The following is a 25,336-nucleotide window of genomic DNA, read 5'->3' on the forward strand; positions in this document are numbered from 1 at the left end:
GGTCTCCGTGTCTGTCTCGATGGCGGGCCGCGCCCCTGGTGTCAGGTCGCGTGGCGATCCCCCCATTAGCCTAGCGTTTGCTGCCCAGCAATAACGGGGTCGCACCGCCTAGACTTGAGGGCGACCAGGCACCCCTACTCAAGGAGCACCGATGCCCGTTGCAACACCCGAACAGTACGCCGCAATGCTCGATGCCGCGAAGATGGGCGGCTTCGCCTTCCCCGCAATCAACGTGTCGAGCTCGCAGACACTCAATGCGGCGCTGCAGGGGTTCGCCGAGTCAGGTAGTGACGGCATTATTCAGGTCAGTTTCGGTGGCGCAGATTACTTCGCCGGGCACACGGTGAAAAACCGCATCGGTGGCGCTCTCGCCTTCGCCAAATACGCGGAAGAAGTGGCGAAGGCTTATGACGTCACCGTCGCTCTCCACACCGATCACTGCCCGAAGGAGCACCTAGAGAACTTCGTGCTGCCGCTTGTCGCCGCGAGCGAGGAGCGGGTTGCGTCAGGCGGTCAGCCCTACTTCCAGTCCCACATGTGGGACGGATCGGCAGTGCCGCTCGTCGAGAACCTCGACATCGCCAAGCAACTCCTGCCCCGTATGGCGGCCATCAACGTGATTCTTGAAGTTGAGATCGGTGTCGTCGGCGGAGAAGAAGACGGCATCGTGCACGAGATCAATGAGCAGCTTTACACGACGCTCGATGATGCAATTGCAACGGTCGAGGCCCTGGGGTTTGGAGAGCAGGGCCGCTACCTCACTGCGCTGACATTTGGGAACGTGCACGGCGTATACAAGCCGGGCGGCGTGAAGCTCCGGCCAGAGTTGTTAGCTGAGATCCAGCATGGCCTCGCCTCAAAGTACGGCACGGACGAAAAGCCTCTCGACCTCGTATTCCACGGTGGATCGGGATCCTCGCCCGAGGAAATCGCTGAGGCCGTGTCACACGGTGTGATCAAGATGAACATTGACACCGATACGCAGTACGCCTTTACCCGGCCCGTCGCCGATTTCATCTTGAAGAACTATGACGGCGTTCTGAAGATCGACGGTGAAGTTGGAAACAAGAAGCAGTATGACCCCCGCGCATATGGTCGTCTCGGCGAGACAGGCATGGCCCGACGGATCGCAGAAGCTGCCGAGCAACTCGGCTCGGCAGGAAAGTCAGTGAGTGCGTAGTGACCGCAGACAATAAGACTCCCGCAGACCAGCAAACGCCTGACTCGCGGCCTCGGCCCGCGTACGGTGAGTATGCGCCCGAGGGATGGGACTGGACCCCACCGGGCCAGGAATCGGCTGCGTCGCCGGCAGAGCCCACACAACAGCCCCCAACCGGCCAGCCTGGCGCTGTTTCAGCGACTCCACCTCGACACAGCACGGGAAGGCTACCCGGCGTTCCACATAACCTCGGCGCCCGCGGCTCGGCCGCCCCGGAGGTGGCCGGGCCCTCGCGTCCCGCCGCTAGTTCTGACGACGCGCAAGACTCACAGCACTACCGCGCAACGCCCGGACAGTCGGGAGCGCCTCGCGCCACTGGCAGCCGCCGGATGGGCGACCGCATTGTCACGATCGTACTGCTGGTCGTTGGTGCGCTGGGCGCGCTGAACTTCGCAGCATCACTGTATTCAATACAGGAGACACTCCGTCAATATGGTGAAATTCTCGGTGTCGAGAACCTCGTCATCCCAACCGGAGTGAGCACACTCGGAGTTGTGGGCGCTCTCGTCATCTTCGCGATTTACGCACTGAATCTGATCTATTCGCTCCAGCGCCTGCGTGCGAGAAAGATCACCTTCTGGGTGCCGCTCGTCGCGGCAGTGATCGCGATGATTGTCTCCACGGTGGTGTCGGCCATCGCGTTCACGCTTGTTCCTGAATTGCTTCAGGCAGCCAGTGACCCGTCAGCCCTTCAAACCCTCATGGACGGACTCTTTGCCCCGTAACCCCTAAGCTGACTCCTCTGCGGCGTGGCGTCCCGCCGCGGAGGAGAGCGAGTGGCCAATCATCGCGTCAGCGCTGCGTCGCACCAGCGTGTCGCGGCCCCCTCCCCGAATGGCGATATGAAGCCATTCCATGGTGGTATCGAGCTGGCCGGCTTGTTCAGCCGCATCGCTCAGCCCACGCAGGAGAGCCTCCGGCACCTCCCGATCGTACTTGTAGTAGATCTTGTGCTCCAAGCTTGCCCAAAAATCCATCGCGATGGTGCGGATCTGCACCTCGACAATGGTCTGCACCGGCCCGCTGGAGAGAAATACCGGGACCTCAAGCAGCACGTGCAGACTGCGGTATCCGTTTTCTTTCGGCTTGGCAATGTAGTCCTTCACCTGAAACACCGACACGTCATCGTGGGCGGTGAGGAGCTCGAACACCCGATAGACATCAGAAACGAAAGCGCAGACTACCCGCACACCCGCGATGTCGGTGATAGTCTCGCGCACCCGCTCGGTTTCGAGCGGCACTCCGCGGCGCTGCATCTTCTCGATGATGTTGTCGGGCTCTTTGAGCCTGCTCGAGACATGCTCGATGGGGTTGTATTCCCCAGTCTGCGTGAACTCTTCCTGCAGAATGTTGAGCTTCGTCATCACCTCGTCAATGGCAAATTTGTAAGGCATCAGAAACCTCGCCAAACTGTCACGCACGTGTCGTCGCCCTTCAAGGGCCTCCAGGTCGATCTGCGAGAGGTCAATCGGTCCAGTAAGCGGGTGCACGGTGCGCGGCTGTGCGCCCGAGCCGTTCTGGCCGGTCGTCGATTCAATCACCCTTTGACGTTACCTGTTCGTGATGAGGAGCGCGTGTGAATCCTGTTCACGTCATCGTTAGGAGCGCACGCGCCCACCGAGGGCCCGTTCGTCGCGCTTGCCGTTGACACCTTGGCGGAGCTCTTTCGGCAGAGAGAACACCAGGTCTTCTTCCGCAGTGACAGTGGCGCGCACATCTGAGTAACCGGCATCCGCCAGGTCATCCAGCAGTTCCTGCACGAGCACCTCGGGCACTGAAGCACCGCTCGTAACTCCGACGGTGTTCACACCGTCGAGCCACTCCTGACGAACCTCGCTCGCGTAATCGACCCGATAAGCAGCCTTCGCTCCGTATTCAAGAGCCACCTCGACAAGGCGTACCGAGTTCGACGAGTTCGACGAACCCACAACGATTACCAGGTCTGCCTGCGGCGCAATTTTCTTGATCGCTACCTGACGGTTCTGGGTTGCGTAACAAATGTCATCGCTCGGCGGATCTTGCAAATGCGGAAACTTTTCGCGCAATCGCCGCACCGTCTCCATCGTCTCGTCGACCGAGAGAGTCGTCTGCGAGAGCCAGATCAGCCGTTCAGGATCACTCACCTCGAGATCGTCCACGTCTGCAGGCGAATTCACGATCGTGATGTGCTCCGGAGCCTCACCCGCGGTGCCCTCAACTTCTTCGTGACCGGTATGGCCGATGAGCAGAATTTCCATATCCTGCTTTGCGAACCGCACCGCTTCCCGGTGCACCTTCGTCACGAGCGGGCAGGTGGCGTCAATCGCCTGCAACCCACGGTCAGCAGCAGCCTGCACCACAGCAGGAGAAACCCCGTGCGCCGAAAAGACCACGTTCGCGCCCTCGGGCACCTCGTCAACCTCCTCGACGAAGACTGCGCCCATCTTCTCGAGCGTCTGCACAACGTGCACGTTGTGCACGATCTGCTTACGCACGTAGACCGGTGCGCCAAAACGCTCCAAGGCCTTCTCGACGGCGACGACCGCGCGATCCACCCCCGCGCAATACCCACGCGGTGCGGCGAGCAGCACGCGCTTCTCGCCTGCAACAGGCAGGTTTTTCAAACGCCCTGCAGCTCGGCGAATTCTCGGCATTGCGAGGCTCACCACTGGCGCGCCAATGGTGCGCTGGTCTTGCACAGAAGCAGTCTCAGACATACCCGCAGTCTACGCTGAACACCCTGACAGACGCTGGTGCGCGAGTATGGTGGAAGGCATGAGTCCAGTCACCGTGCAGACCGCGCCCGCGACTCGTGAAGCCCCGTGGCCTGTCGCATCGATGAGCCAAAAGATCAAAGAATGGATCGACCGCCTCGGAACCGTATGGGTTGAGGGTGAGATCACGCAGTGGCAGGTGCGCGGAGGGCATGTCTACGGCAAGCTCAAGGACCTCTCACAAGATGCGACGGTGAGTTTCACCGTGTGGAGCTCGGTGGCGCGAAAGTTGACCGCAGACTTTACGCAGGGTGACCGAGTGGTTGCCCTGGTGAAGCCCGATTTCTGGGTTAAGGGCGGATCGCTATCGGTGCAGGTATTTGAGCTTTCGCACGTGGGGCTCGGCGAACTCCTGCAGCGACTCGAGCAGCTGCGCCAGCGATTGCAGCTCGAAGGGCTCTTCGAGCTTGCCAGGAAGCGGCCGCTTCCGTTCCTTCCCGGCGTGATCGGGCTGGTCACCGGGCGCGACAGCGATGCGGAGAAAGATGTGATTCGCAACGCCACCCTGCGCTGGCCGGGTGTCAGATTCCGGGTGCACTATGCGGCGGTGCAGGGCGACCGTGCCGCGACTGAGGTGGCTGCAGGGATCGTCGCGCTCGACGCCGACCCGGAGGTCGATGTCATCATCGTGGCGCGCGGCGGCGGCGACTTTCAGCACCTCCTCCCGTTCAGCGACGAGGGGGTCGTGCGCGCGGCGGCGGCGGCTTCAACTCCGATCGTGAGTGCGATCGGGCACGAGGCCGATCGGCCGCTCCTCGACGACGTTGCAGACCTGCGCGCTTCCACTCCGACCGATGCAGCGAAGCGAGTGGTTCCCGACGTGGAGGAGGAGCACGCGCGAATCTCCGATGCTCGCAGCCGGATGAGTTTCCGGCTCAGCCAGCTCCTCACTCACGAAACCGACCGAATCTCTCAGCTTCGGGCGCGGCCAGCCCTAGCGATGCCCGAGCGCATCATCGACGAGCGAGCAGAAGAACTCGTGCGCTGGATTGCCCGAGGCACCGAGCTCGCCGAGCGGAACGTCGGAGATCGGGCAGCCGAACTGTCGCACGCGCACGCGCGACTCACCGCACTCTCACCCCGAGCAACGCTTGAACGCGGCTACGCCATCGCGCAGCTGGCCTCGGGCGTTGTGCTGCGCGACCCGACGGACGCCCCAGAGGGGACCGCGATCCGCCTCGCACTTGCCGGGGGCGGGCTTGATGTGGTCGCCGCAACTTCTGAGGTGTGACGGGTAAGCTGGGGGGCATGGCTGAACCCACATCGACCGACGTTTCGACTCTGAATTACGAGCAGGCGCGCGACGAGTTGGTGCAGGTGGTTAGTCAGCTTGAGCAGGGCGGGGTGACCCTCGAGGAATCGCTGCAGTTGTGGGAGCGAGGCGAGCAACTTGCCGCACGCTGCGAAGAGTGGCTCCTCGGCGCGCGCAAACGTCTCGAGACCGCGCGTCAGAACGCCACTGCCGGAAACGGCGCGACTGAGGGCGGCCAGTAAGCATGGCAAGCAAGCAAAAACCCCCGGTTGTCGTAGCCGAGCTCGGGCGCCCCGAGACCGCGGCTGAAACCTCGGCGCGAAAAGCTCGAGACAGCCAGCTTTATCGGCAGCGCAAGACCGTGAACAATCTGGTGTTGTCGCTCATTGTGAGCCTGGGGCTAGTGCTCGTGATTGTTCTCGCTGTGCCGCGGGGTACCGGGGGGTGGGGTGAGCATTCCGTCGATGTGGGCGAAGCCGCGGCAGCGGCATCGCAGAGCACCGGGGTGGCTCTGGTCGTGCCCGAGGTGCCGAGCACATGGAAAGCGAAGCAGGCCGAGCTACGCGAGTCGGGTGGCGGCGACATTACCTATTGGTATGTCGGCTACACGACTGAGAACGGTGCCTACGCCGCTGTGCTGCAGGCCTTCACCGCGGCGGGCACCGCGGTCGACGCGACGTGGATCAGCGAGCAGTTCGAGCGGCTCGATCCCACGGGCCAAGAGACTCTCGGCGGCGTTGACTGGAACGTATACGAGTACCCCGAACGCAATCCTGACGAGACCAACGTGCTGTTCGGTGCCGAAGGGTCGCTGGGCGCGACCACCGCACTTGTGTTTGGCACCGACTCGTCGTCTGTGCTTCGCACACTGACTGCTGCTGTTGGCGACGCGGCCTCCCGCACGCAATCAGGCGCATCCACAACGCAGGAGGTAGAGCAATGACCGGAGCAACCCCGAGGGTAACCCCGCAGGAAGCGTGGGACGCGTTCATCGCCGGGAACGAACGTTTCGTTCAGGGCCGCTCGCAGCATCCAAATCAGGATGTGGAGCGGCGAACTGAGCTCGTCGTCACTCAGACCCCGAACGTGGCACTCTTCGGTTGCTCAGATTCGCGTCTCGCCGCCGAGATCATCTTCGATTGCGGGCTCGGCGACCTCTTTATCGCGCGCAACATGGGCCATGTGGTGGCCGAGTCGATTACGGCATCCATGGAGTACGCAGTCACCGCACTGGGCAGCGCCCTGATCGTGGTGCTCGCCCATGACTCATGCGGAGCGGTTGCCGCGGCGATCGATCAATCCGGACGGGCACCCGCGAAAGTCACCGCTTCGATAGCGAACACCCTGGACCCCATCAGGCCGGCAGTGCAGCAACTCTGGCTCAGCAGACACACCGAGACGCCTTACGCTGACCCCGGCGAGCTCGATGCCAATCAGGTAGGCAGGATCCACCTGGGAAACACCGTGAACAGCCTGCTGCGCGACTCGCGCGTTATCAGCGACGCGGTAGACGCAGGCCGACTTGGCGTGGTCGGGTGCCAGTACCGGTTGACAGAAGGACGCGCCGTGCCCATCAGTGCAGTCGGCCCCTTGAACATCACCCTCGCCGCCAGCGACTAAGAGCCCCACTTTCCACTACCCACCAACACGAAGGATGACTGTGAGCACTGCGCAGAATGCAGCCGACGCTGCCGAGTACCGCATCGAGCACGACACCATGGGCGAGGTTCGCGTCCCCAAGCACGCGCTCTACGCAGCGCAGACGCAGCGCGCCGTTGAGAACTTCCCAATCTCGGGATCAGGTCTCGAACCCGCGCAGATTGTGGCACTCGCGCGCATCAAGCGCGCCGCGGCACTGGCCAACGCTGAACTCGGCATTCTCGAGACCCCCGTTGCGCACGCCATCGTGGCCGCTGCCGATGAGATCATCAGCGGTTCGCACCATGGGGAATTCCCGGTCGACACCTACCAGACCGGCTCGGGCACGTCGTCGAACATGAACATGAACGAGGTGCTCGCAACTCTCGCGACGAAGCACCTCGGCGCCCCCGTGCACCCGAATGATCATGTCAATGCATCACAGTCGTCCAACGACGTCTTCCCCACCTCCGTGCACATCGCGGTAACTGGTGCGCTCATCGAACAGTTGAAGCCTGCCCTCGCTCACCTCGCCGAGGCGCTCGAGGCCAAGGCTGAACTGTGGAAGGCGGCGGTGAAGTCGGGACGCACCCACCTCATGGATGCCACCCCTGTCACCCTTGGTCAGGAATTTGGCGGGTTCGCCGCGCAGATTCGCTATGGCATCGAGCGCATCGATGCCGCCCTCCCCCGCGTTGCGGAGGTTCCCCAGGGCGGCACCGCAGTGGGCACCGGCATCAACACTCCACTCGGATTCCCTGAGAAGGTCATCGCCGAGATCGCTGCTTCCAGCGGGCTGCCGATCACCGAGGCACGCAATCACTTCGAGGCCCAAGCAAACCGTGATGGCCTCGTCGAGGCGTCAGGCGCTCTCCGCACGATTGCCGTGTCGCTCACCAAGATCAATAACGACCTGCGCTGGATGGGCTCAGGCCCGAACACGGGTCTTGGCGAGCTCCTGATTCCGGATCTTCAGCCGGGCTCCTCCATCATGCCGGGCAAGGTGAACCCGGTGGTTCCCGAAGCCGTGCTGATGGTGTGTGCGCGGGTCATTGGCAATGATGCAACGGTCGCGTGGGCCGGTGCTTCGGGATCCTTCGAACTCAACGTGCAAATCCCAGTCATGGGCACCGCCCTGCTCGAGTCGATCCGACTGCTGGCGAATGCGTCGCGCGTGCTCGCTGACAAAACCATCGTCGGCCTTGAGGCGAACCTCGAGCGTGCCGCGGCACTCGCGGGCATGAGCCCCTCGACGGTCACCCCACTCAATCGCCTCATCGGCTACGAGGCTGCAGCACAGATCGCGAAGCACTCCGTCAAGAAGGGCATCACCGTGCGCGAGGCTGTTGTCGACCTCGGGTACGTCGAGCGTGGCGAAGTCAGTGAGGCAGACCTCGATCAGGCTCTCGACCTGCTCTCGATGACCCACCCGGGCGTCGCCAAATAGACGCATCTGCTTCCGAAAATTGAGTCGGGCGGGGCCGTGATCCACTGTGGGTCGCGGCCCCGCCCGCGTTTCTTGCGCACCCCGCTCCTTCAGCGAAGTGACGCTCGCGCAGGGTTCAGAAGGAATGAATCCTGCGCGAGCGTCACCCAGTTTCGGGCTGCAGGTCGAAGCGCGCCGACCGTTGCGAGAGAATGTCAGCGTGATCGACGAAACCTTTGTGACCCCGCTTGCGGCAGACCTGATCGCGGTCGGCGTCGGCAGCCTGCAGGGCGCCCTCTTCGCCGCCGGGTTTAAACGCATCGACCTATTGGGTGTCGCGATCATCGGTATCGCCTCAGGGATCGGCGGTGGCTTCCTTCGCGACATTTTGCTCGGGGTGACCCCAGCGGCATTCTCAAACAACTGGTACTTGATCACGGCCACACTTGCCGCGTTCGTCGGCATGGCTCTCCCGCGCCTTTTTCGCAAGATCGACCCCGTGATCAGTCTGCTCGACGCCGTGAGCATCGGCATGTTCGGGGCTATCGGCACCACGAAAGCTCTGGCGATGGGCCTACCCGTAATTCCAGCCTTGTTCATTGGCACAGTGTCAGCGGTGGGAGGCGGAGTCATTCGCGACCTGCTGCTCAATATTCCGATCGCGCTCATGCACGTGGGATCGCTCTACGCCGTTGCGGGCATGTCCGGGATTGTGGTGTTACTTGGCCTACTTGCACTCGAGGTGCCCGTGCTAGCTGCGGCAACCACCTGCGTTGTCGTCACTACCATCGTGCGCCTCCTCGCCGTGCGATTTGGTTGGAGCCTGCCCGAGCAACGCGCGCTCAGTCGCATCCGACTGCGCAAGCAGCGCCAAGTAGAAGAGATCATCGACGAGGCGATCCAGACTGGAGTGATCACTCTGCCGACTGACATCACAACGAGTCACTCGGTGGATCGCGACGAGCCTGAGCTCACCGACGATCCAGGCGAAGGAACGGGCCGCGAAACCTAACCACTTCTCGGCTCGCAGGCGAACCTAAGCGCTCGAGTTGACGTTGCCGCAGTGTTCAGAGACTGCGAAGCCAGCGCGAACGACCACTCGAGGATGGGGCGCGCGGGCAGTCCTACTCTGCCCTGAGAAAGCCCCGCACGGTCTTTGCAAGTGCCCGTGATGAGGAAGGATGAAAGAGTCCGGCAAGCACGTCCCGGTACAGGCGAGCGAGCTCGCTATCGGCGTCGAATGCGCGCGCGCCAACGATGCGCATCGCAACTTCAACGGCGCAACGAGCCTCATCGGTAACGCGGTTGCGCGCGGCGGCGAGCGCCAAGAACCAGTCATCTCGGGCGCGCGCCTCATCGACGTCGCGCGCAAGTAGCTCTAGCGCATCAAGTGATGCCCGGTGTTCGAGCACGGCTGTGGTCAGGCGCGCGGCGATGTCAGGGTCATCAATTCGTCGTGCTTCCTGGCCATCTGGGCCAACCGCAACCTCGTTTGCCGCAGAGACGGCGAGCTCAAGCGCCCGGTCGCCGATGCCGGCGTAAACCGCAGCGGTTAGTATTGAAAAGGCCGAAAAGATCGCCAGAATCAGTGGATCGGTGCCGTCGAAGGGCGCCATGCGCGCGGCAACGTCAGCCTCCGCGATCCGCACCCCGCGAAGCTCGGTAGTGTAGCTCTGCGTTGCTCGCATGCCGAGGGGGTTCCAGGTGCCCGGGTGCGAGATCTCTCCCTCGGCAAGCCCTCGAGAAGCTTCTGCTGGTGCGCGTGTTCCCACACCCTCGCGACGAACGAACCCGAACACGAGCTGCGGCTCGGAGTCGGAGTCGGAGTCGGAAGCATGCGTATCAGGCTCGTCTTCCGAAGCGACGCCTTCAAGCTCACAGTGGATTCGCGCGTGCACACCGAGCCTCGTCCACACGGGCGAAAGTGTGGTGAAGACCTTCGTGCCGCTCACGCGAAAGCCCTCGCCCGCTCCCAGCGGCACTGCGATGGATCGCGAATCCATCAGCACCGCCTCGTTGCCGGCCTCTGAGATGCCAAACGCGAAAATCTCTCCCTCCACGGCATCGTGCAGCACCCAGTCGAGACGCGCATCGCCGCGCTCGTGCAAGAACCTCGCAACCTGCACCCACACCAGATGCATGTTTACGCCGAGTGCCGTCGCCGGGGCTGACGCCGCAAGCCGCCGCTGGGCCTCGACGAGAGCTGTGAGACCGAGCCCCGATCCACCCATCGACTGAGGAACGGCTGCGGCAAGGTACTGAGTCGTTTGCAGCTCCGAGAGGTCCTCGGAGAAAAACTCGTTTGCTGCATCTGCTCGAGGGGCCCTCGCGCGACAGCGGTCGAGCAGGTCATCAGGAAGAAGTCGCGAGAGAGGTTCGGTGGTCACTGCTCCACCATATGCCCGCACCGGTTACAGCTCACTGCCATCGATACCAAAGGTGTCGCACGCGCCCACGTCATTCTGATATCCGCGAGTAAACCAGGCCTGCCGCTGCTCACTCGACCCATGCGTCCAGCTCTCTGGATTCACAAATCCGGATTGCTCCTGAATGTGATCGTCGCCCACCGATTCGGTGGCGTTGAGCGCATCGGCCAGCTGCTGCTCGGTCGGAGCTTGCAGGTAAGCCACCCCATTCGCATCGGTCTGTTCGGTCATCGCGCCCACCCAGGCACCCGCGTAGCAGTCAGCCTGCAGCTCCATACGCACACCGTTGCTAGCTGGCCCTGTGCCATTGTTCGGATATGCCTGCATCGCGCCCACAAGGTTCTGCACGTGGTGGCCGTACTCGTGAGCCAGGATGTACAGCTGAGCGAGCTCATTGGCCGATGCTCCGAGCTGCGTGCGCATCATGGCGAAGAAGTCAGGGTCAATGTAGACGCCTTCGTCGGCGGGACAGTAGAACGGGCCGACAGTATTCGATGCCGTGCCGCATCCGGTTGACGTCGCCCCTTCAACAATGGTGAGGGTCGGTTCGCGGTAGCCCTCCACGCGTTCCTCCCAGAACTGATTCACCGCGAGTGAACCGGCCGCCATGCGACAGTCGTCATTTTCATTCGCATCGGTCCCGGTCTCGCACTCAGTGATCGGCGCGGACGAATTGGAGCCCGGTTGGAGTGCGCTGCCTGAGCCAGTCGTGTTGCCCAGGAGGCCGGTCAGGTCTACGCCGGTGAACACACTGAACAGCAGCACAACAATGGCCCCGAGGCCCACGATCCCACCGCCGGCGATCGCGGTATTGCGACCGCGGCGGCGGGCTCGGTTGCCGCCAACGTTAGCGTTCGGATTGAAGGTCATATCCTCAGATTACGACGACCGCGACCCAAATCGATGGGGTTGACTATGACGACTCCTCGAGTAACTCGGTCACGAGGGCGGCGATGTCGCTGCGTTCCGAACGAGTGAGCGTCACGTGCCCGAAGAGCGCGTGCCCTTTGAGCTTCTCGATCACGGCGGCGATCCCGTCATGACGCCCAACTCGGAGGTTGTCACGTTGCGCCACGTCGTGCGTGAGCACCACTCTGGAGTTTTGGCCGATTCTACTGAGCATCGTCAGCAACACATTGCGTTCAAGGGATTGCGCCTCGTCGACGATCACGAACGCGTCGTGCAGCGAGCGCCCGCGAATGTGGGTGAGCGGCAGCACCTCAACAATGCCGCGCGCCTCAACCTCATCGAGCACGTTCTGACTCACGATCGAGCCGAGCGTATCGAACACTGCTTGGCCCCACGGGTTCATCTTTTCCTGCTGATCGCCTGGCAGATACCCCAGCTCCTGACCGCCCACTGCGTAGAGCGGCCGAAACACCATCACCTTGCGGTGCTGCTGCCGCTCAAGCACGGCCTCCAGACCGGCGGCGAGCGCGAGGGCCGACTTGCCGGTTCCGGCGCGGCCGCCGAGCGACACAATTCCTACCTGTGGATCGAGCAGCAGGTCAATCGCGAGCCGCTGCTCGGCGCTGCGGCCGTGAACGCCAAAGACTTCCCGATCGCCGCGCACCAGTCGCAGGGAGGTCTTACCGTCGACACGGCCAAGCGCGGAGCCGCGGGGCGAATTCAGGATAAGTCCCGTGCCGATCGGAAGGTCGCGGACCGCGGCGACCTCATTCAGGCGTTCCCCATCCCACAGTTCGCTCATCTGTTCTTCGCTGAGATCGATATCGGCTATCCCGGTGTAGGTGTCATCACCGACTTGTTCGGCCCGGTATTCCTCGGCACCTAGCCCGAGCGCCGCGGCCTTCACACGCATCGGAAGATCCTTTGAGACCACCGTCACCTCAAGCCCCTCGGCCGACAGATTCTGCGCGACGGCGAGGATCCGGGTGTCGTTGTCGCCGAGTCGCATGCCACTCGGCAGCGCGTCGACGCTCGTATGGTTGAGCTCGACCCTCAGTGTGCCGCCCTGCTCACCTACGGGCACCGGGAAGTCGAGCCGCAAGTGCGTTTCGCGCAGCCCGTCGAGCAAGCGCAATGCTCGCCTGGCGAAGTATCCGATTTCGGGGTCGTGACGTTTCTTCTCGAGTTCGGTGATCACCACCACCGGAAGCACGACAGAGTGCTCTGCGAAACGGAAGATCGCGGCGGGATCGCTGAGCAGCACCGAAGTATCGAGCACGTAGGTGCGTTCCTGCTGTGGAAGCGACTCGTGGCTGCTGATGGGAGCAGCGGGTGCGACGAGTGCGGTGCGGGTGTCATGCGTTTCGGCCACGGTGACTCCTTCTGCCCGGCGGTGCCGGATCGGCGGGGCGACCTTTCGCTCGAGGGGGAAGTGGCCGCCTCGATCGGGCTCCTTGCCCGATGCCACACACGCTACGCCTGAGAGGCGAGAGTGAGACGCGCGACACACGCCTTTTGTCTGAACAGTTCGGGCACAACGGGCGAACGACGACACCGAAATTTCTCGGCGGTTTCACTTGCGTTTCGCACCCAACGATGACACGCGATCGTGACTTTCTTCAGCCTGACTTCCGATACCCTGGGAGACGGATCTGTGCCGGTTTCTTCAGACCGCGAGAGACACGACCGACGATATCCGCGTCACTTCGAGGAATAGAGGAACTTTTCGTGCGCACCATCGACTGGACCGACGGAGCCATCGAACTCATCGACCAGACACTGCTCCCGCACCGACTCGAGGTGCACCGGGTGACCGAGCTCCCAGAGCTTATCGCCGATATCCAGAGACTGGCGGTCCGTGGCGCGCCAGCCCTCGGCGTTGCTGGGGCGCTCGGAACTGCGCTCATCGCCCGCGCTCACACCACCAACAATGTCCTCGATATCCCCGCGGCTCAGCGCGACGCCGCCCTCCTGCGGGAGGCGCGCCCGACCGCCGTGAACCTCTCGTGGGGTGTGGATCGTGCGCTGACCAAGCTTGCGCAGGGTGCCGAGGCGGTACTCGCCGAGGCGCTCGCGATCCGCGATGAAGACATCGCAGCTTGCGTGTCGATGGGGCTCCGCGGGGCCGACCTCACCCGCGAACTCACGGGGAAGCAGAGCGTCAATGTCATGACGATCTGCAACACGGGTAGCCTCGCAACTGTTGAGCGTGGCACCGCACTCGGCGTGATCCAGACCCTCTTCGAACAGGGGTCACTCATCGAGGCATTCCCGCTCGAGACGCGGCCGCTCTTGCAAGGTGCGAGATTAACCGCTTGGGAACTCCAGCGCATGGGAGCGCCTTTTCGGCTGCTCATCGACTCGGCAGGCCCCTTCCTGTTGTCGCGCGGCATCGCCGACGCCGTGTTCATCGGCGCCGACCGCATTGCGGCGAACGGCGATACCGCGAACAAGGTCGGCTCCTTCTCGCTGGCACTCGCTGCCAAGCACGCTGGCGTACCCTTTTTCGTCGTCGCTCCCGAGTCAACCGTTGATATGCGCACCGCGAGCGGAGCCGATATCGAAATCGAGGATCGGGGCACCGACGAAGTCGCGGGATTCGGTGGCCAACGCACCGCGCCCGATGGCATCACCGCTGTGAACCCGGCTTTTGATGTCACGCCTCACGAACTCATCACCGCAATCATCACGGAGCGGCGCGTTGTTCGCCCGCAGCTCGGGGAGACTCTCGCGAACTCCCCCTTCGGCCCACTACTTCCCTTACCCTAACCGTCAGATTGAAAGGAACCCATATGTTCTTCACCCAGCGCCGCACTCGCGCGGCCGTTGCCGCCGGCGCCATGTCGGCCGCACTGCTGCTCACCGCGTGCTCGGGCGGCGACGCCGGAACGAGCGAGTCGACGGAGTCGAGCGCCGATGCCCCTCACTTCGTGTACATCACGAGCGACCCGATCGGCCAGAACGCGTTCCTCGAATCGGGAAAGATCGGCATCGAAGCAGTCGCTGCGGCCAATGATGGAACGGCGGAAACCTTCGAGTCGAAAGACGACGCGAGCCGTCGGTCGAACCTTGAGGCTGCCGTGGCCAAGGTCCCCGAGGTCGTCGTGATGCTCGGATTCCAGTTCGCAGACCTCGCCCTTGAATTCGCGGAACAGTACCCTGACCAGTCCTTCGTGCTCATCGATACGTTCGTCGAAGGAGCTCCCGAGAACCTGTACCAGGCCACTTTCCGCGAGCAGGAGCCCTCCTACCTGCTGGGTATCGAGGCTGGCCTGCTGACTGAGTCCGGCACGGTTGGCTCGGTCATCTCACTCGATATTCCTCTCCTGCAGAAGTACTCGGTCGGGTTTGACGAGGGTGCCAAGAGCGTCAACGAGTCGGTGGCAACGGTCGCCCCGCAGGTGATCGGCGGAGACAATCCATTCGCCGACACCGCGCGTGCGAAGGAGCAGGCCATCGCCTTTGCCGCGACCGGGGCCGACCAGGTCTTCGCCGTGGGCGCAGCATCGAATGGCGGCATTTTTGAGGCCGCTGCCGAAAAGGGCTTTTTCGCCTACGGTGTGGACGCAAACCAGTGCATGATGGCTCCGGGCAGCGTCATGGACGGCACGATTAAGTCGGTCAACAAGGTCGTCGAAACCGTCGTGGGCGAGATCCTCGACGGCAAGTCCCCCGCTGAGGCCACCAGTTCATTTGGTCTCGCCGAGGAGGGAATGACGATCGTCAGCCTCACCGAGGAAGCGGCCGATTCGCAGTGCGTGGTCATGGACTACCCAGAGGTGCTCGAGCAGGTCACCGAGGCGCGCGACGCCATAGTCGCGGGTGATATCGAGGTCGTCGACCCGACCGCCTAGACGCCACCGGGGGTGCGCCGTGCAGGAACTCTCCTGTGCGGCGCACCCTCTTTTCGGGAAGAATAGCCACAGCAGTTGAACCGCCTGTCGCGCCAGGCGATCCACCCCACATCGCGCGGAGGAGCGAGCATGTCAATCGAAGTTGAAATGCGCGGGATCACCAAGCGATTCCCGGGTGTGCTCGCCGACGACAGGGTGGACTTGACAGTTCAGACCGGCGAAATTCACGCCCTCATGGGCGAGAACGGTGCCGGGAAGTCGATCCTCATGTCGATGCTCGCCGGGGTCCACCAGCCTGACGAGGGTGAGATTCTCATTCGCGGCGAGCGCGTGAGATTCCAGTCACCACTCGACGCGATCGACGCGGGCATTGGCATGGTATTCCAGTCGTTCAAACTGTTTCCATCGCTCACTATTGCCGAGAATGTGGTGTTTCGCAGGGAACCTACAAAGGGCGGCATCATCGACCGCGCCGCCGCGAACCGTTCGGTCACCGAGATCGCCGAGCGCTACGGGCTCGCGATCGATCCCACCGCACGAGTCGACTCGGTGCCCGTCGGTGTGCTGCAGCGGGTTGAGATCGTCAAGGCTCTCTACCGCGACGCACGGGTACTTATTCTCGACGAGCCAACCGCCGTCCTCACGCCGCAGGAGACCGAGCGACTGTTTCAGGTGCTGCGCACGCTGCGCGATGACGGGCGCACGATCATTTTGATCACCCATAAGCTCAACGAAGTCATGGCGATCTCTGACCGGGTGACCGTGCTTCGTGACGGGCGAAACGTTGCCCAGCTCATTACGGCTGACAGTTCCCCCGAAGAGATCACTCGGCACATGACCGGGCGCGATGTTGATCTCACGACTCCCCCACCCGCACACGAGCCCGGCGACGTGGTGCTCGAGGTCGAAGACCTGACGGTGCCCGGAGCGGGCCGCGCCTCCGTTGAGGCGTCAAGCCTCACTGTGCGCGCAAACGAGGTGGTAGGCATCGCCGGTGTGGCGGGCAACGGTCAAGTCGAACTCGCCGAAGCGATCATTGGTATGCGCCGGGTCAGCGGCGGGCGGGTGATTGTGCGCGGCGTGGATCTCAGTCACTCCTCTATCGCTGCCCGGCGAGACGGCGGCATCGCCTACATACCCGAGGACAGGCACGGGGTCGGCAGCGCGGGAAGTGCGGACGCGACCGACAATCTCGCTCTTGGCCACCATCGCACCGCACCGCTTCTCCGTAATGGACTGCTTTCACGCGGGGCAATGCTCGACCACGCACGGCGACTCATCGGACGGTTCGGGGTGAAGATCGCCAACCCCGCCACTCCGGTGGGCACTCTCTCCGGAGGCAACTTACAGAAGCTCGTGGTTGCCCGAGAACTCGACTACAACTCTCCCATTTTGATCGCCGAGCAGCCGACGCGCGGTGTTGACATCGGGGCGATCGAGTCAATCCACCGCGAACTCTGTGAGTACCGCGATGGCGGCGGCGCCCTGTTGCTCATCTCCGCCGAGCTCAGCGAAATCCTTTCGCTCTCGTCACGCATTCTCGTCATGTTCGAAGGCCGAATCGTCGCCGAAGTACCCCGGCACGAGGCGACTGAGGCACTGCTTGGTCTCTACATGGCGGGCCAAGAGCCGCCACAGCGTCACCGACCGGGGGCGGCGTTCGTGCCGCAGAAGGGATCCACACTGTGAGCGCGTCGCCCAGCACAGCCGATCGAGAAACCACCGTTTCGCGGGTGCTCGGCGCGTCTCGAACATGGCTGTCAGGGCCGATTCCGGTGTCAATCGTCGCGGCCCTCCTCATCGGAGCAGTGTTCATGCTGTTTGCCGGGGTGAACCCGCTCGACGGCTACGTTGCCATGCTGCAGGGATCCTTCGGGTCAGGCATGGGGTGGGCGTCGACCTTGCAGCGAGCGCTCCCCATTGTGGGCCTCGGGATCGCGATCGCCATCGCTTTTCGGGCCGGGGTGCTCAACCTCGGCACCGAGGGACAAGCCGTACTCGGCGGCCTCGCGGGCGGACTGGTCGCCGTGTATCTCCCTGGACCGGGTCCCCTCGTCGCGCTGCTCGCCATCGCGACCGCGATTGCGGTGGGTGCGCTCTGGGGCCTGGTCGCCGGGTTCCTGCAGACCGCGCTCGGTGTGCCGATTCTTCTCTCAACCCTGCTTTTAAACTATCCAGCCCGCTATTTCTCGTCGTGGCTGATTCGCTACCGGCTCGACGAACCAACCTCAGATTTGATTGCGAGCGAACAGCTCGATCCCAGCCGCCAGATTGGAATGTTGGTCGCCCGCGATAGCGGGCTTGCCGAATCGCTGCGCGCCGGGCTGGGTGCGATGCACCCGGTCACTGCGATCCTCACCGGAGTGAATTGGTCGCTCCTCATTGTGCTGGCACTGGTGATCGGCACATCCTTCATGAACCGGCGCACGAAGTATGGTTTCGAATCGGGCCTTGCCGGCCTCAACCCTGAGTTCACGCGCTACGGCGGAGTGAAGCCGGGTCCGCTCGTGCTGCGTACTATGGCGTTTTCCGGCGGTATCGCCGGTCTCATCGGTGTGCTCCTCGTCATCGGCACTCCCAATACCCGGCTCATCGAGGGCAGTTTCGTGCAGACAAATTATGCCTGGACGGCACTCCTTGTGACGCTTCTGGCGCTGAACCGGCCGGTGGGCGTTGCGATCGCAGGGCTCTTCTTCGCGGCAATCATCGTCGGTAGCGAGGCCATGGGGCGTGAGCTCGGCCTCTCGCCGCAGATTTCGGCCATCATTCAGGCACTCGTCATTATCCTGCTTGCCTACCGCGTTGCTCTCCCGCAGTTCAAAAAGAAACGAAGTTCGACAGATTCGAAGGAGGTCGCGCAATGAACCTCCTTGACGTACTCGACCAAGACCTCATCGCATCGGTGCTCCGAGCTTTAGTACCGATCCTGCTGGCCGCCCTTGGCGGAATGATCTGCGAACGAGTGGGCATCTTCAACATCGGCCTCGAAGGCATCCTGCTGGTCGGGGCGTTCGCCGGAGTCGCGGCGTCATTCTTCACCGGCAACTGGATCGCGGGCGTTCTGGTGGCCATGCTCGCAGGCATGCTGTTCTCGCTGATTCTCGGGTACGGCACCGTCTACCGGAAGGGCGATCCCATTGTCCTTGCCGTCGCGATGAATATCCTCGCGATCGGTCTCACGAGCTTTCTCCTGGTCGCAATCTTCAACGTGCAGGGAGTTTTCAAAAATCCGGGAATCGATGGCATCCCCACCTGGCGAATTCCGGTGCTCGCCGATATTCCATGGATCGGCCCCCTCTTCAATCTCACCCCTCTGGGGTATTTCGCCCTCCTCCTCGTTCCGGTCTCATGGGTGGTGCTCTTTCGTACTCCGCTCGGACTGCGTCTGCGCGGAGTCGGTGAACGCCCGCTCTCGGCAGCGACTATGGGTGTCAACCCACAGCGTTACCAGCTGTGGGCCGTTCTCGCGTCGGGCGCGCTGGCTGGTCTCGGTGGTGCGCAGCTTGCCCTCGGCAACGTGGTGCAATTCAACGAGGGCATGTCGGCCGGTCGCGGGTGGATCGCGGTAGTCGCAGTTATGCTGGCCCGGGCGCACCCCATCGGCGTGCTCCTGGCGGCACTACTCTTCGGGTTCACCGACGCGATTGGCTTCAGGCTTCAAGCATTCGGTCTCCCGCAGCAGCTCACCGATGTGCTGCCCTACGTGGTGACTTTGCTGGTGCTGATCATCATGAGCCGGAGGTTCTTGCAGGCCAGGCGGGCGCAGGTCGCGTGAGCATGGTCGCAGATGCTGGCACAGGCTCATCCGTGCACACGACCGCGCTGCCGTCCGATGCCCAGGCATGGGTGGATCACCTCGGCCTCGAACCCCTCGAACACGAGGGAGGGCTCTTCGCTCAGAATCACCTCGATGAGCATTCCAGTGCCATCTACTATCTCCTCGCCCGGCCGGATTTCTCGGCGCTCCACGCGCTCGCTTCAGTGGAGGTCTACCACTGGTACGCTGGCTCTCCGCTCAGTCTGCTCATCCTGCATCCTGACGGACGCAGCGAGGAGCGCGTGTTAGGCCCCGACTTCACTGCTGGGCAGGAACCCCAGCTCGCAGTGCCGGCCGGGGCGATGCAGGGTTCCTCCCCTGCGGGCGAGTGGTGCCTGGTGGGAACGACGATGGCGCCTCCGTTTGACTGGGAGGGGTTTGAACTTGGCGACCGAGTAACCCTGCAAGTTGCCTACCCAGAATACGCCGAGCGCATCTCGAGCCTCACTCGAAACTGAGGTGGTGTGCCCAGGTCGTGCAGGCACCGCCGAGGTTAGCTGCCAGCCGCTGCCGAAATCCGCAGTCGTTCGGCGGCCGCAGCGGCCCGCGCACGCACCTCCACAGAGTCGAGGGTGAGATGCGTGCCGTTCGCATAGACGTGTCGTCCGCCGATAAAGACGTGGCGCACGTCGCTGCCGCGTGCGGAAAAAGCCAGGTGAGAGATGAGCGAGGGATGCGGGATGGCGCCCGCGCCGGTGACATCGAGTGCGATCACGTCGGCGAGATATCCTTCTTCGAGCACCCCGGTTTCGGGAAACCCGATGGCCTCAGCCCCGCCCCGCGTGGCGATAGCGAGCACGTCGCTAGCACGCACCGCAGCCGCGTTGCCGCGGACCCCCCGGTGCAGGATCGTCGCGAGTTTGATCTCTTCAAACAGGTCCAACGAATTGTTGCTCGCGACCGAGTCGGTGCCGAGTGTGAGTCGAACCCCAGCCTCAAGCAGCTCCGGCAGGGGTGCAACCCCGCATCCGAGTTTCAGATTCGAAACGGGGTTGTGACTCGCCGCAGTACCGGTGCGCGAAAATACCTCGATTTCCTCCGGGGTAAGGTGCACACAGTGCGCAGCCAGGACGTCCGCCGCAAAGAAGCCAAGGGAGTCGAGGTGCATCGCAGGGGTGACGCCATGGAGTTCGGTCATATCGGCGACCTCGGCGGCGGACTCTGAGACGTGGATGTGGATCGGGATTCCAGTGCGCCGCGAGCGCTCCGCTATGGAGCGCAGTTGCTCCGGCGGGGTCGTGTAGGGTGCGTGCGGACCATAGGCGAGACGAATCTGCGGATCAGCCGCGAAGCGTTCTGCGAGCGCCTCGGTCGCATCGAGCACTTCCGCGCCCGTCCACGGGCTGACTCCCGGAAAGCCGACTGCGTCTTCGGTGAAGACCGCCGGGGCCGCGAGCACTCGCATGCCAGAAGCTCGCACGAGCTCGAGCAGCCCCTCGTCCCAGTGGTACATGTCAGCGAAGGTGGTGGTGCCCGTCTCGATCATCTCAAGCATCGCGAGCTGGAGCCCCGCTGCCACATCGTCGCGGGTGAGGTGCTGCTCGGTCGCCTGCACTGCGGCGAGCCACGGCATAAACCCGTCGTCGTCGGAGGCACCTCGCAGCAGCGTCATCGCTGAGTGGGTGTGGCCATTCACGAGCCCGGGCATCAACACGTGCCCGCCGAGATCGTGGGTGGGTGCAGAGCCGGGTCGCCGGGACCCCGCATAGGTAATGCGCCCGTTACCATCAAATACCAGCTCGGCATCCGCGATGGGGCCTGCAGGGGTGAGCATCGCATCGGCCCAAATGACAGTTATCACGTGCTCACCAGCCCGGGGTTACGAGCATGCCGCCATCCACCGGAAGGTCCTGGCCGGTGATGAAGGACGCCCCTTTCGACGCGAGCAAGACGCAAGCGTTTCCAATGTCTTCGGGTGTGCCCATGCGGCCGAGCGGTGCGTGTGTCCGCCAACTCTCGACTCCCTCTGCCCACTCCGTCTCGAGCCCTGGTCGATCGATGAGGCCCGGCGAGACCGTATTGACCCGAATGCCCCACTCACCCAGTTCCAGCGCCGCAGCCCGTGCGTGCATCACGAGGCCGGCCTTCGCCGCAGCATAATGTCCGTGGGCGGCAGCGGGTCGACTGGCTTCTATGGAAGCCACGTGCGTGATCCACCGATTGCTCGAAATATCTCGCGCCGTGTCACCCTCGCCCATCGCAGCTGCAGCTGCCTGGCTCAATTCAAACACCGCCCCGAGATTCGTCGCGAAGACCGCGTCCCATTCGGCACGCGTCATTTCGGAGAGCGTCGCCAACGGCTGAATGCCTGCGTTGTTCACCAGGCCGTCGAGGCCACCCAGCTTCTTCACGGCGAGCGCAACCAGCTTCTCGGCCGCCCCGGGGGTGCTCAGGTCCGCGTGCACGGCTTCGGCCTCCACTCCGGCTTCCCGCAGTTCCGCCACGAGCGCGATCGCAGCGGCTTTCGAAGACCGGTAGTGTACGGCGACGTGAGCCCCGGCTGCAGCGAAGCGGCGGGAGATGCCGTTACCAATGCCTCCCGTGGCGCCCGTGATAAGTACTCGTTGCCCACCAAGGTCGGGCAAGCTTGTATCGCGCTTCACCACGCCACCACCCCGTTCTCGCACCACAAAATGTCTTGCCCATCGTAGCGCGCCGGGGCGAGCCTCACCGTGCGCTTCTCGCACCCTTCTGGTTTGCCCAGAGCTGCTTCTCGTGCACGGGCCAGGTACCCGCAGCGACCTGCGCGGCAACGTAGGCCTGGGCTTCCTCCTGGCGTTCGGCTTCGATACCCGTGGCGATCTCGGCACGCAGCAGTTCGGGCGTCAAACCGAAGGCATCCACCAAGTCGCCCGCGTGGTCCCGAATACGCCCCAAGAGCCGGTCGATATAGGCGGTGATGGCCTCCACCCGATTCCCTGAGAGGCGGCCGTGAATCAGATACCAGGCCGCGCTGTTCTCGATAATGCCAAGACCAAACAGATCACGCAGCCAGGTCATCACGGTGAGGGTGTCTCCACTGAAGGTTTCGAGCGCCTCCGTGAAAGCCTCCCACTGCAGCAACTCCGCGTGGGCTTTGGCAGCTTCGATGAGCTTGTGCTGCTGAGAGTTGAACGCCTCCGCACCCGCTGCGGCACGGTCGCCCTTCGCCACGTCTTTTGTCGCGTCACGCAGAACCAGGGCAATCTCGGCGATCGTGGTCTCAACTCTGTCTGTGAGCAGGGCGCGCTGCGCTTCAGGGCTCCGCACACTCTCAACAGAGCGTGACACGCGACCGAAATCGGCAATGCTCTGTCCCAGCTGACGCAGGCCGAACCGGCTCACCCGATCGCCCAGCTGCCCCGCCGCAGCCTTGGCGATGGCGGCCTTATCTCCCGGTGTGAACTGGGCCGAGTAATCGGTGAGGAGCCGCTTCCCCACCAGCTGCAAGAGCACATTGTTGTCACCCTCGAACGTCACGTAGATGTCGAGGTCACTACGCCAACCTGTCAAACGGTTTTTCGCGATAAAGCCAGCGCCACCCGTAGCCTCGCGTGCTTCCTGCAGTGTCTCGAGCGCCGCCCACGTTGAGCTCGGCTTGAGCGCCGCAGCAAGGGTTTCGAGATCTTCCCGATTCTCTGGTGTGTCGCTCCTACCCGAGAAAACCTCGTCGAACAGTTCCAGTAGCTTGAGGTCGGCGAATCCCATCGCGTAGGCCTGCGCGAGCTTCGGAAGCAGCCTGCGCTGATGCAGGCCATAGTCAAGCAACACCACCTCACGGCCGTCGGCTCCGGTGAATTGACGCCGCTCGTTCCCGTAGCGGACCGCGATCGCCAGGGCCCCCTTCATCGCGTTCACGGCGGCGCCATCAAGCGACACACGGCCCTGCACCAAGGTGCCGGTCATGGTGAAGAATCTCCGGCCTGGGCTCTCGATCGGCGAGGTGTAGGTACCGTCGGCTGCGACATCGCCGTACCTGTTTAAGAGGTTCTCACGCGGCACGCGAACGTGGGTGAAATGCAGGCGACCGTTATCGATACCGTTGAGCCCGCCCTTGAACCCGTCGTCTTCGCTCCCAACGCCAGGCATCATGTCACCCGCGGGCGTGCGAATGGGCACGAAGAATGCATGCACGCCGTGGTTCACATTATTCGTAATCAGCTGCGCGAAGACCACCGCGGCCTGACCGTGCAGGGCCGCGTTGCCCAGGTAATCCTTCCAGGCACCCTTGAAGGGGGTGTGGATCACAAACTCCTCGGTCTCTGCGTCATAGGTCGCCGTAGTGCCGATCGATGCCACGTCAGATCCGTGGCCGATCTCGGTCATTGCGAAAGCCCCGGGGAGTTTGAGCGAGAGCGCGTCAGGCAGCCACTTTTCGTGGTGGGGCGTCGTACCAAGATGTTGGATCGCAGCAGCGAACAGACCCCACTGCACTCCGCTCTTGATCTGTAGCGAGGGGTCCGCAAAGATCAACTCCTGGAATGCGGCGATGTTGCCGCCGTGGTTGTCGTTGCCACCCATTGCCTTGGGAAACGCGCGCTGGATGGCCCCCTCTTCCACGAGGCCGTTCAACTGCTCCAGCACTCGTTCGCGGTGCTCGTCCATCGGCATCCCAGGAGCGGTCTGAAACCGAGGATCAGAGGCAACCTTGCGCGACTCAAGCCGTTCTTTCTTCCACTTACCCAGCAGAGCGTCACCGACTACTGCTTGATCGATACGAATGGCTGTGGGACTCATGCCTGCTGGGGTGGTCATTCTGGCTCCTTTTGCGCGCCTTCGACTTGCTGTCCCAAGGTTATGGCTCACGGATCTAGCCGACAACTGAGCGCCTCAGAGTCAACAAATGACCACCACCGAAGGCACTTTACATCTTGTCTAAACCCTCTAAAAAAGAGACGCGCCTACTGGAGCTTGAAGCCAGAACGTGATGCTAAAGATCGAGGCCGTAGAGGTTCGGCTCGGGTGCCAGAATGACGCCGAACTCCGACTGCACACGCTGCGTCACGTATCGGGCGAGCTGCGCAACATCTGCCGCGGACGCGTTGCCCCGATTAGTAATCGCGAGGGTGTGTTTTGATGAAATCCCAGCGCCGGACCCCGGGATCCGAAACCCGCGCGCGATGCCCGCGTTCTCGATCAACCACGCTGCCGAAAGCTTCACCCGACGCGGCGGGGCGGGCGATGGCACCCGAAGCGGCGCGCCCATCTCGAGCTCTTCGAGGGGTGTCACAGCAGGCTCGGGCTCTTCGCCCGCAACCGGGTAGCGGGGCGCGCTGGCGGGAAGGCTGCGGGCAAAATGCTCCGAGACGACGGGGTTCGTGAAGAACGAGCCAGCACTCCACGTGTCGTAGTCGTCACTGTCGAGCACCATACCCTTCGACGCGCGCAGCCGAAGCACCGCACGTCGAAGCTCCTTGAGCGTAACGCGATCACCGATCGTCACGCCAAGCTCGTCGGCAAGCTGACCATACGCAATCGGGGCAGATAATGGCTGCTCTGAGTCGAGTTGTTCTTGCAGGAGGAGGTCGATCGACACGACCACCCCCTCCCGACCAGTCTTGATGCTGGAGCTGCGGTAATCGAGTTCGAGTTCTCCAGCGGAAACCCGAAGCACTTCCTCGGTCCCTCGGTCGAGGAATGTGATCGAGTGCAACACGTCGGCCAGTTCGGCCCCGTAGGCCCCGATATTCTGAATCGGAGCAGCACCGGCTCGCCCCGGGATTCCCGAGAGCGCTTCGAGCCCAGACCAGCCGCGATCCACACAGTCAGCAACCAGCTGATCCCAATCCTCACCTGCCTGCACGCGCAGGCGAACCGTGCCATCCGGCAGGGAAGGATCGGAGATCCGCTCAACTCCGGCTGTGCGCACGAGCAGCACGGACCCCGGAAACCCTTCGTCGCGAACGACCGTGTTCGATCCGCCGCCAAGAAGCAGCCAGTCGTCGCCCTCGTCCCAGAGTTCCCCGGCCAGACGCACCAGCTCGCCCGAGGTGTTCGCGACCAGCACGCGCCCCGCAGGGCCACCCACACGCATGGTGGTCAGGTCAGCGAGCCGCACGAGGC

Annotated in this window: 23 protein-coding genes; 14 read left to right on the forward strand and 9 right to left on the reverse strand. The window is 63.1% G+C overall.

Translation table 11 applies throughout. From position 1 onward, the window contains the following. The first annotated feature begins 151 nt into the window (after positions 1–151). Entirely contained in the window at positions 152–1,180 is a 1,029-nt protein-coding gene (gene fbaA, locus ACTNFJ_RS08140) for a class II fructose-bisphosphate aldolase (protein ID WP_435907597.1), read from the forward strand. Then, complete coding sequence (locus ACTNFJ_RS08145) at positions 1,180–1,944, forward strand: DUF6264 family protein (RefSeq protein ID WP_435907596.1); 765 nt, start codon at positions 1,180–1,182, stop codon at positions 1,942–1,944. The genes fbaA and ACTNFJ_RS08145 overlap by 1 nt, the downstream gene beginning before the upstream one ends. Before the next feature lie 3 nt (positions 1,945–1,947). On the opposite strand, the gene ACTNFJ_RS08150 is transcribed toward ACTNFJ_RS08145, so the two are convergent. Next, positions 1,948–2,760: a GTP pyrophosphokinase gene (locus tag ACTNFJ_RS08150; RefSeq protein ID WP_435907595.1), complete on the reverse strand. Its 813-nt coding sequence runs from the start codon at positions 2,758–2,760 to the stop codon at positions 1,948–1,950. A 57-nt stretch (positions 2,761–2,817) separates the two neighbouring features. After that, on the reverse strand, positions 2,818–3,852 hold the full coding sequence (locus tag ACTNFJ_RS08155; RefSeq protein WP_435907620.1) for a 4-hydroxy-3-methylbut-2-enyl diphosphate reductase: 1,035 nt from the start codon (positions 3,850–3,852) through the stop codon (positions 2,818–2,820). 121 nt (positions 3,853–3,973) lie between these two features. Here ACTNFJ_RS08155 and xseA point away from each other — a divergent pair, with 121 nt between their 5' ends. The 6 genes from xseA (at position 3,974) to ACTNFJ_RS08185 (ending at position 9,300) form a co-directional block, all read left to right on the forward strand. After that, a complete protein-coding gene (xseA, locus tag ACTNFJ_RS08160) occupies positions 3,974–5,203 on the forward strand; it encodes an exodeoxyribonuclease VII large subunit (RefSeq protein ID WP_435907594.1) in 1,230 nt (409 codons plus the stop codon). 17 nt (positions 5,204–5,220) lie between these two features. Further along, positions 5,221–5,466: an exodeoxyribonuclease VII small subunit gene (locus ACTNFJ_RS08165; RefSeq protein ID WP_435907593.1), complete on the forward strand. Its 246-nt coding sequence runs from the start codon at positions 5,221–5,223 to the stop codon at positions 5,464–5,466. A 2-nt stretch (positions 5,467–5,468) separates the two neighbouring features. Further along, on the forward strand, positions 5,469–6,167 hold the full coding sequence (locus ACTNFJ_RS08170; protein ID WP_435907592.1) for a DUF4245 family protein: 699 nt from the start codon (positions 5,469–5,471) through the stop codon (positions 6,165–6,167). Next, entirely contained in the window at positions 6,164–6,844 is a 681-nt protein-coding gene (locus tag ACTNFJ_RS08175) for a carbonic anhydrase (RefSeq protein ID WP_435907591.1), read from the forward strand. The genes ACTNFJ_RS08170 and ACTNFJ_RS08175 overlap by 4 nt, the downstream gene beginning before the upstream one ends. 97 nt (positions 6,845–6,941) lie before the next feature. Continuing rightward, positions 6,942–8,309 (forward strand): class II fumarate hydratase, encoded by a 1,368-nt coding sequence (locus tag ACTNFJ_RS08180; RefSeq protein ID WP_444711811.1) that lies wholly within the window; start codon positions 6,942–6,944, stop codon positions 8,307–8,309. A 199-nt stretch (positions 8,310–8,508) separates the two neighbouring features. Beyond that, positions 8,509–9,300 (forward strand): trimeric intracellular cation channel family protein, encoded by a 792-nt coding sequence (locus ACTNFJ_RS08185; protein ID WP_435907589.1) that lies wholly within the window; start codon positions 8,509–8,511, stop codon positions 9,298–9,300. 112 nt (positions 9,301–9,412) lie between these two features. Here the strand turns inward: ACTNFJ_RS08185 and ACTNFJ_RS08190 are convergent, their stop codons facing one another. Genes ACTNFJ_RS08190 through phoH2 form a run of 3 tightly spaced genes read right to left on the reverse strand, consistent with a single transcriptional unit; the run spans position 9,413 to position 12,944 of the window. Further along, positions 9,413–10,675 (reverse strand): acyl-CoA dehydrogenase family protein, encoded by a 1,263-nt coding sequence (locus ACTNFJ_RS08190; protein WP_435907588.1) that lies wholly within the window; start codon positions 10,673–10,675, stop codon positions 9,413–9,415. 24 nt (positions 10,676–10,699) lie between these two features. Beyond that, positions 10,700–11,584, reverse strand: coding sequence for a KPN_02809 family neutral zinc metallopeptidase (gene ypfJ / locus ACTNFJ_RS08195; RefSeq protein ID WP_435907587.1), 885 nt, complete (start codon positions 11,582–11,584; stop codon positions 10,700–10,702). 43 nt (positions 11,585–11,627) lie between these two features. After that, complete coding sequence (phoH2, locus tag ACTNFJ_RS08200; protein ID WP_435907619.1) at positions 11,628–12,944, reverse strand: RNA 5'-3' helicase PhoH2; 1,317 nt, start codon at positions 12,942–12,944, stop codon at positions 11,628–11,630. A gap of 407 nt (positions 12,945–13,351) precedes the next feature. Between phoH2 and mtnA the strand changes: the two genes are divergently transcribed. From mtnA to ACTNFJ_RS08230, 6 genes are all read left to right on the forward strand, one after another. Beyond that, positions 13,352–14,392, forward strand: coding sequence for an S-methyl-5-thioribose-1-phosphate isomerase (mtnA, locus tag ACTNFJ_RS08205; protein ID WP_435907586.1), 1,041 nt, complete (start codon positions 13,352–13,354; stop codon positions 14,390–14,392). A gap of 23 nt (positions 14,393–14,415) precedes the next feature. Continuing rightward, positions 14,416–15,477 (forward strand): BMP family ABC transporter substrate-binding protein, encoded by a 1,062-nt coding sequence (locus ACTNFJ_RS08210; RefSeq protein ID WP_435907585.1) that lies wholly within the window; start codon positions 14,416–14,418, stop codon positions 15,475–15,477. A 129-nt stretch (positions 15,478–15,606) separates the two neighbouring features. Next, positions 15,607–17,166: an ABC transporter ATP-binding protein gene (locus ACTNFJ_RS08215; RefSeq protein ID WP_435907584.1), complete on the forward strand. Its 1,560-nt coding sequence runs from the start codon at positions 15,607–15,609 to the stop codon at positions 17,164–17,166. Next, positions 17,163–18,341, forward strand: a complete 1,179-nt coding sequence (locus tag ACTNFJ_RS08220; protein WP_435907583.1) for an ABC transporter permease — start codon at positions 17,163–17,165, stop codon at positions 18,339–18,341. The genes ACTNFJ_RS08215 and ACTNFJ_RS08220 overlap by 4 nt, the downstream gene beginning before the upstream one ends. Continuing rightward, a complete protein-coding gene (locus ACTNFJ_RS08225; RefSeq protein ID WP_435907582.1) occupies positions 18,338–19,252 on the forward strand; it encodes an ABC transporter permease in 915 nt (304 codons plus the stop codon). Before ACTNFJ_RS08220 ends, ACTNFJ_RS08225 begins: the two co-directional genes overlap by 4 nt. A 2-nt stretch (positions 19,253–19,254) precedes the next feature. Further along, entirely contained in the window at positions 19,255–19,752 is a 498-nt protein-coding gene (locus tag ACTNFJ_RS08230) for a cupin domain-containing protein (RefSeq protein ID WP_435907618.1), read from the forward strand. A 35-nt stretch (positions 19,753–19,787) separates the two neighbouring features. On the opposite strand, the gene ACTNFJ_RS08235 is transcribed toward ACTNFJ_RS08230, so the two are convergent. From ACTNFJ_RS08235 to ACTNFJ_RS08250, 4 genes are all read right to left on the reverse strand, one after another. After that, positions 19,788–21,095, reverse strand: a complete 1,308-nt coding sequence (locus tag ACTNFJ_RS08235) for an amidohydrolase (RefSeq protein WP_435907581.1) — start codon at positions 21,093–21,095, stop codon at positions 19,788–19,790. A 4-nt stretch (positions 21,096–21,099) separates the two neighbouring features. Further along, complete coding sequence (locus ACTNFJ_RS08240; RefSeq protein WP_435907580.1) at positions 21,100–21,900, reverse strand: SDR family NAD(P)-dependent oxidoreductase; 801 nt, start codon at positions 21,898–21,900, stop codon at positions 21,100–21,102. Positions 21,901–21,961: 61 nt separating this feature from the next. After that, positions 21,962–24,028 carry an acyl-CoA dehydrogenase family protein gene (locus tag ACTNFJ_RS08245; RefSeq protein WP_435907579.1) on the reverse strand — a complete coding sequence of 689 codons (2,067 nt, stop codon included), beginning with the start codon at positions 24,026–24,028 and terminating at the stop codon, positions 21,962–21,964. A gap of 175 nt (positions 24,029–24,203) precedes the next feature. Beyond that, positions 24,204–25,307 carry a UDP-N-acetylmuramate dehydrogenase gene (locus tag ACTNFJ_RS08250; protein ID WP_444711812.1) on the reverse strand — a complete coding sequence of 368 codons (1,104 nt, stop codon included), beginning with the start codon at positions 25,305–25,307 and terminating at the stop codon, positions 24,204–24,206. Positions 25,308–25,336: the final 29 nt, after the last annotated feature.

Source organism: Leucobacter shiyiweii (assembly GCF_052446065.1).
Lineage (GTDB): Bacteria > Actinomycetota > Actinomycetes > Actinomycetales > Microbacteriaceae > Leucobacter.

What these genes read in the sequence shown, in the direction of transcription:
- xseA (WP_435907594.1), top strand. Translation starts at nt 3,974, where the DNA reads ATGAGTCCAGTCACCGTGCAGACCGCGCCCGCGACTCGTGAAGCCCCG.
- ACTNFJ_RS08210 (WP_435907585.1), top strand. Translation starts at nt 14,416, where the DNA reads ATGTTCTTCACCCAGCGCCGCACTCGCGCGGCCGTTGCCGCCGGCGCC.
- ACTNFJ_RS08225 (WP_435907582.1), top strand. Translation starts at nt 18,338, where the DNA reads ATGAACCTCCTTGACGTACTCGACCAAGACCTCATCGCATCGGTGCTC.
- ACTNFJ_RS08170 (WP_435907592.1), top strand. Translation starts at nt 5,469, where the DNA reads ATGGCAAGCAAGCAAAAACCCCCGGTTGTCGTAGCCGAGCTCGGGCGC.
- ACTNFJ_RS08180 (WP_444711811.1), top strand. Translation starts at nt 6,942, where the DNA reads ATGGGCGAGGTTCGCGTCCCCAAGCACGCGCTCTACGCAGCGCAGACG.
- ACTNFJ_RS08155 (WP_435907620.1), bottom strand. Translation starts at nt 3,852, where the DNA reads ATGCCGAGAATTCGCCGAGCTGCAGGGCGTTTGAAAAACCTGCCTGTT.
- ACTNFJ_RS08245 (WP_435907579.1), bottom strand. Translation starts at nt 24,028, where the DNA reads ATGACCACCCCAGCAGGCATGAGTCCCACAGCCATTCGTATCGATCAA.
- ACTNFJ_RS08230 (WP_435907618.1), top strand. Translation starts at nt 19,255, where the DNA reads ATGGTCGCAGATGCTGGCACAGGCTCATCCGTGCACACGACCGCGCTG.
- ACTNFJ_RS08215 (WP_435907584.1), top strand. Translation starts at nt 15,607, where the DNA reads ATGTCAATCGAAGTTGAAATGCGCGGGATCACCAAGCGATTCCCGGGT.
- fbaA (WP_435907597.1), top strand. Translation starts at nt 152, where the DNA reads ATGCCCGTTGCAACACCCGAACAGTACGCCGCAATGCTCGATGCCGCG.
- ACTNFJ_RS08250 (WP_444711812.1), bottom strand. Translation starts at nt 25,307, where the DNA reads ATGCGTGTGGGTGGCCCTGCGGGGCGCGTGCTGGTCGCGAACACCTCG.
- ACTNFJ_RS08175 (WP_435907591.1), top strand. Translation starts at nt 6,164, where the DNA reads ATGACCGGAGCAACCCCGAGGGTAACCCCGCAGGAAGCGTGGGACGCG.
- ACTNFJ_RS08165 (WP_435907593.1), top strand. Translation starts at nt 5,221, where the DNA reads ATGGCTGAACCCACATCGACCGACGTTTCGACTCTGAATTACGAGCAG.
- ypfJ (WP_435907587.1), bottom strand. Translation starts at nt 11,584, where the DNA reads ATGACCTTCAATCCGAACGCTAACGTTGGCGGCAACCGAGCCCGCCGC.